The following is a 4,363-nucleotide window of genomic DNA, read 5'->3' as shown; positions in this document are numbered from 1 at the left end:
CGGCGCTCCCCCCCCCCTTCGCCCGGTCGTCCCCGCGCCCGCCAAACAGCCCCGACCCCGCCGCCACCAGCTTCCCCCGCCTCGCCCCCCCCCCCGGCCCCCCGCCGCCCCCCCGCCGTGCCACCGCGTCCCTCCGCGCCGTCCGCGTGGTCTCCGTCATCGGTGTCGCCCACCCCTTCCCCGGCGCCCGGCCCGTCACCCGGACGGCGGAGCGGCGCCATTGACCGCCTCGTGCCGACCACCCTAGGTTCTGTAAGCACGTGCTTACACACCGGAGGCGCCCCATGACCGCAACGGCGGACCACACTCCGCTCGGCTACCCGTTCAACGAACCCGAGGGCCTCGACCTGGCCGAGGCGTATGCCGAAGCGCTGGAGCGCCCCGGCCTGTTACGCGTGCAGATGGCCTACGGCGAACCCGCCTGGCTGGCCGTCCGCTACGCCGACGCCCGGCTGGTCCTGGGCGACCGGCGCTTCAGCCGCGCCGAGGCCCTCAAGCACGACGAGCCGCGCCAGTCCGAAGCCCAGCAGGACGCCGGCATCCTCAGCATGGACCCGCCCGGCCACACCCGGCTGCGCACCCTGGTCGCCAAGGCGTTCACCGTGCACCAGGTGGAGAAGCTGCGGCCGCAGGTGCGCGAGCTGACCCACGGCTTCCTCGACGAGATGGAGGCGGCGGGCCCGCCGGCCGACCTCGTCGAGTCCTACGCCCTGCCCATCCCGGTCGCGGTCATCTGCCGGCTGCTCGGCGTCCCCGAGGAGGACCGCCCCAAGTTCCGGGTGTGGAGCGACGCGGCGCTGTCCACCAGCTCGCTCACCGCCGAGGAGTTCTGGCAGAGCCGGGAGGAGCTGCGCGCCTACATGGCCGCGCTCATCGACGACCACCGGGCACACCCCCGCCCCGACCTGATGACCGGCCTCATCGAGGCCCGGGACACCGGCGACCGGCTCACCGAACTGGAACTGGTCGACCTGTGCGTCGGCATCCTGGTCGCCGGACACGAGACGACCGCCAGCCAGATCCCCAACTTCGTCCACGCCCTGCTGGACCACCCCGACCAGCTCGCCCTGCTCCGCGAGCGCCCCGACCTGGTCAAGGGCGCCGTCGAGGAGCTGCTGCGGTTCGTGCCGCTCGGCAGCGCCGCCGCCTTCCCGCGCTACGCCACCGAGGACGTCGAGGTCGGCGGCACCCTGGTCCGGGCCGGCGAGCCGGTGCTGGTGGCGATCGGCGCGGCCAACCACGACGCGCTGAAGTTCACCGGCCCCGGCCGGCTCGACGTCACCCGCACCGCGGTGCAGCACCTCGGCTTCGGCCACGGCGTGCACCACTGCCTGGGCGCCCCGCTGGCCCGCCTGGAGCTCCAGGAGGCCGTACAGGCGCTGATCACCCGCTTCCCCGGACTGCACGTGGCCGGCGACGTCCGGTGGAAGAACCAGATGCTGGTGCGCGGCCCGCGCGAGATGCCGGTGGGATGGTGACCCGGGTGACCTGGACCGCCGAGGTCGACCGGGGCCAGTGCATGGGCTCGGGCATGTGCGCCGGGCTCGCCCCCGACCTGTTCCGGCTCGACGGCGACACCGCCGAACCGGTGCGCCGGGACATCGCCGAGGACGAACGCGCCCTGGACGCCGCCGACTCCTGCCCGGCGCTGGCCATCGTCGTGCGCGACGGTCCGCGCACGGTGGGCCCCCGGCGCTGAGACCGCCCGGCACGGAGACGACGGCGCGGCCCCGCGTACACCTGCTGTACGCGGGGCCGCGGCCGGGCCGGGGGGAGCGGCGGTCGACGGCCGCACGCGGCCGTCTCGCACCGGCTTCGCCGGGGCGGGTCAGCGCCCCAGACCTCCGGCGTCCTTGCCCTTCTCCTTGGTCTCACGCCCCTTGCCGCGGGTCTCCAGCGCGGCGCCCTTGGCGGCGGTGGTCTCGTTGCCCATCGCGTGGGCGGCCTTCCGCACGGCCTTGCCGACGACCTGCTCCGCCTTGGCCTTGGCCTTCTCTCCGGCGCTCATGTCGGTCCTTTCCGTAGACGCTTACCGACCGCCTGCCCCGGGCCGCGCCACGGAAACAGCCCCGCCCGCGCGGCGGCGGGGCGGCCACCGCACCCGGTGACCGCCCCGCCGCGTCCGCGCACTCACCCCAGGGGCGCGGCCACCCGCGGGCGGGAGTTGTCCCGCAGCGCCGCGTACGCCTCGGCCAGCGCCGCCTCCCGCACCGGCCGGTCCTTGACCGCCGACGTCAGGTCCCCGGGGCACTGCACCTCCCAGCGCGGAAACCGCCGCCGCGCCGTCGCCACCCGGGCGCCGGGCGCGAAGTACACCATCGTGGTGTTCTCGTGCGGGTTGTGCGCCGAGCCCTCGAACACGAGCTGCCCGTCGTCCTCCAGCCGCTCGGCCAGATACCGCAGCGAGTCGCCCCGGGCCCGGCCCATGAACAGCCCGACGTGGTTCTCGAAACCGTGGGTGCGCTCCTCCTCCGCGATCTGTGGCGCGAAGCGCCGGCACGACGTCGGGAAGAGGAACACCTCCACCTGCGGACCGGCCGCCGGACGGACCCGCGTCACCCACACCCCGGTGTCGTCCGGCAGCCCGTGACGCTCCATCAGCCGCCGCTTCACCAGCACGCTGGGAATGGGCTCCGCCGCCCGCCAGCCGCTGCGCCGGAAGTGCGCCAGCGCCGCCTCCACGGTCGGCGGGAACAGCAGGATGCCGCAGTGCGAGACCGTGCACTCCGCCCGTATCGCGCGCTTCAGGTCCCCCGGTATCCACGGGGGGAGCAGGACGTCGAGCGGCGTATGGGACGCGTGGCGCGCGTAGTTCACGGCGTGCCGCAGGCGCTGCAGGTCGCACGCGTCGAAATCGGCGTGATGCATGACGTGGCCTTCCTGTCGCCGTCTCCCCATTCAAGACACGCCGATCGGCCCGGGGCACCCGCCGGTGCGCTGATCGGGTGAAGGGCGGCACAGCGGCCTGCCACTACTACGGCCGGTCACGGGACCGGTTGTGTGAAGCGCCCGCGTGCCGCACTTTCGAACGACGAACGGCTTCCTGAGAAGGGTGAGAAAGTGGCTCGCACCACGGACCGGAACTCCCCCCGAATAATCGTCGCAGGCGCCGGAATAGGCGGACTCGCCACCGCTCTCAGCCTCTTCTCCGCCGGGCTGCGCGACATCCGCCTCCTGGAGGGCTGCGCGCACCTCAGACCCGTGGGCGCGGGCGTCAACCTCCAGCCCGCCGCCGTACGCGAACTGACCGAACTCGGCCTGGACGCGCCGATCGCCGCCCAGGCCGTCGCCACCGCCCGGCTGGAGTTCCACCACCGCTACGGCGGAACCATCTGGTCCGAACCGCGCGGCCGGGACGCCGGCTACCACTGGCCCCAGTTCTCCGTGCACCGCGCCCGCCTGCAGAGCGTGCTGCTCCAGGCGGTCGTCCGCCGGCTCGGCCCGGCCGCCCTCACCACCGACTGGCGGATGCGGGGCTACGAGCACACCGCCGGCCCGCACGGCCCCGGCGTACGGGTGCACGCCGCCGGGCGGCCGCCGCTGGAGGCCGACCTGCTCATCGCCGCCGACGGCGTCAACTCCACCGCCCGCGCCGTGATGTACCCCGGCGAAGGCCCCCCGCTGGCCAACGGCATCGGGATGTGGCGCGGACTGAGCCGCGGCCGCCCCTTCCTGGACGGCCGCACCATGCTCATCATCGGCTGCAACGCCAACGTCAAGACCGTGGTCTACCCGATCACCCCCGCCGACGCCTCCGGCCACTGCGTCCTCAACTGGGTCGTCGAGGCCCACGACGCCGACACCGCCGCCGCCGACCACTGGGACAGCGCCGCCGACCCGGCCGGCGCGCTGCGCCATCTGCGCGACTGGCGCAACGAGCACGTCGACCTGCACGCCATGATCGCCCGCGCCCCGCGCGTGACGCGCTACCCCATGATCGACCGCGACCCGCTGCCCACCTGGATCGACGGCCGCGCCGTCCTCCTCGGCGACGCCGCCCACCCCATGTACCCCACCGGCTCCAACGGCGCCTCGCAGGCCATCGTCGACGCCCGGGTCCTCGCCCACCAGCTCGCCCACCACCCCGTCGACGAGGCCCTGGCCCGCTACGACGCCCTGCGCCGCCCCGCGACCGCCGCACTGCTCGCGGCCCATCGCAGCCTGGAGCCCGACCCGCTGCTCCGTCAGGTGGAGGCCCTTGCCCCGAACGGCTTCACGGACATCGCGGAAGTCCTACCAGCCGACAAACTGGCCGATATCAGGTCCTGCACCCGCCGGGTCACCGGAGTGGACGCCGCGGGACTCAACGCACGCCCCTCCTGGGACGTCCCGCGACGATCGGCCCCCGTATGCGCCTCACCCG

General features: G+C 74.4%; 5 protein-coding genes. 3 read left to right on the top strand and 2 right to left on the bottom strand.

All coding sequences use genetic code 11. The annotated features are described in order from the left end of the window. Positions 1–284: 284 nt before the first annotated feature. A complete protein-coding gene (locus C6N75_RS25405; protein WP_105871213.1) occupies positions 285–1,478 on the top strand; it encodes a cytochrome P450 in 1,194 nt (397 codons plus the stop codon). Continuing rightward, a complete protein-coding gene (locus tag C6N75_RS25400) occupies positions 1,472–1,699 on the top strand; it encodes a ferredoxin (protein ID WP_105871212.1) in 228 nt (75 codons plus the stop codon). The genes C6N75_RS25405 and C6N75_RS25400 overlap by 7 nt, the downstream gene beginning before the upstream one ends. A gap of 129 nt (positions 1,700–1,828) precedes the next feature. Here C6N75_RS25400 and C6N75_RS25395 read toward each other — a convergent pair whose 3' ends face one another. Beyond that, the gene (locus C6N75_RS25395; protein WP_105871211.1) at positions 1,829–2,008 is read right to left on the bottom strand and encodes a hypothetical protein; all 180 of its coding nucleotides are present in this window, start codon (positions 2,006–2,008) and stop codon (positions 1,829–1,831) included. A 122-nt stretch (positions 2,009–2,130) separates the two neighbouring features. Next, positions 2,131–2,868 (bottom strand): hypothetical protein, encoded by a 738-nt coding sequence (locus C6N75_RS25390; RefSeq protein WP_105871210.1) that lies wholly within the window; start codon positions 2,866–2,868, stop codon positions 2,131–2,133. Positions 2,869–3,060: 192 nt separating this feature from the next. On the opposite strand from C6N75_RS25390, the gene C6N75_RS25385 reads away from it, so the two are divergent. Beyond that, on the top strand, positions 3,061–4,363 hold a 1,303-nt coding region (locus tag C6N75_RS25385; protein WP_105871214.1), incomplete at its 3' end, for an FAD-dependent monooxygenase.

Origin of the sequence: Streptomyces solincola, from assembly GCF_002982015.1 — a bacterium.
In the GTDB taxonomy this organism is placed as follows: Bacteria; Actinomycetota; Actinomycetes; order Streptomycetales; family Streptomycetaceae; genus Streptomyces; species Streptomyces solincola.
Note: the sequence above shows the minus strand (reverse complement) of the source record. Positions and strands in the feature narration are given on the sequence as shown.

Excerpts from the sequence above, each read along its gene's own strand:
- C6N75_RS25395 (WP_105871211.1), bottom strand. The coding sequence starts at position 2,008 with ATGAGCGCCGGAGAGAAGGCCAAGGCCAAGGCGGAGCAGGTCGTCGGC.
- C6N75_RS25400 (WP_105871212.1), top strand. The coding sequence starts at position 1,472 with ATGGTGACCCGGGTGACCTGGACCGCCGAGGTCGACCGGGGCCAGTGC.
- C6N75_RS25390 (WP_105871210.1), bottom strand. The coding sequence starts at position 2,868 with ATGCATCACGCCGATTTCGACGCGTGCGACCTGCAGCGCCTGCGGCAC.
- C6N75_RS25405 (WP_105871213.1), top strand. The coding sequence starts at position 285 with ATGACCGCAACGGCGGACCACACTCCGCTCGGCTACCCGTTCAACGAA.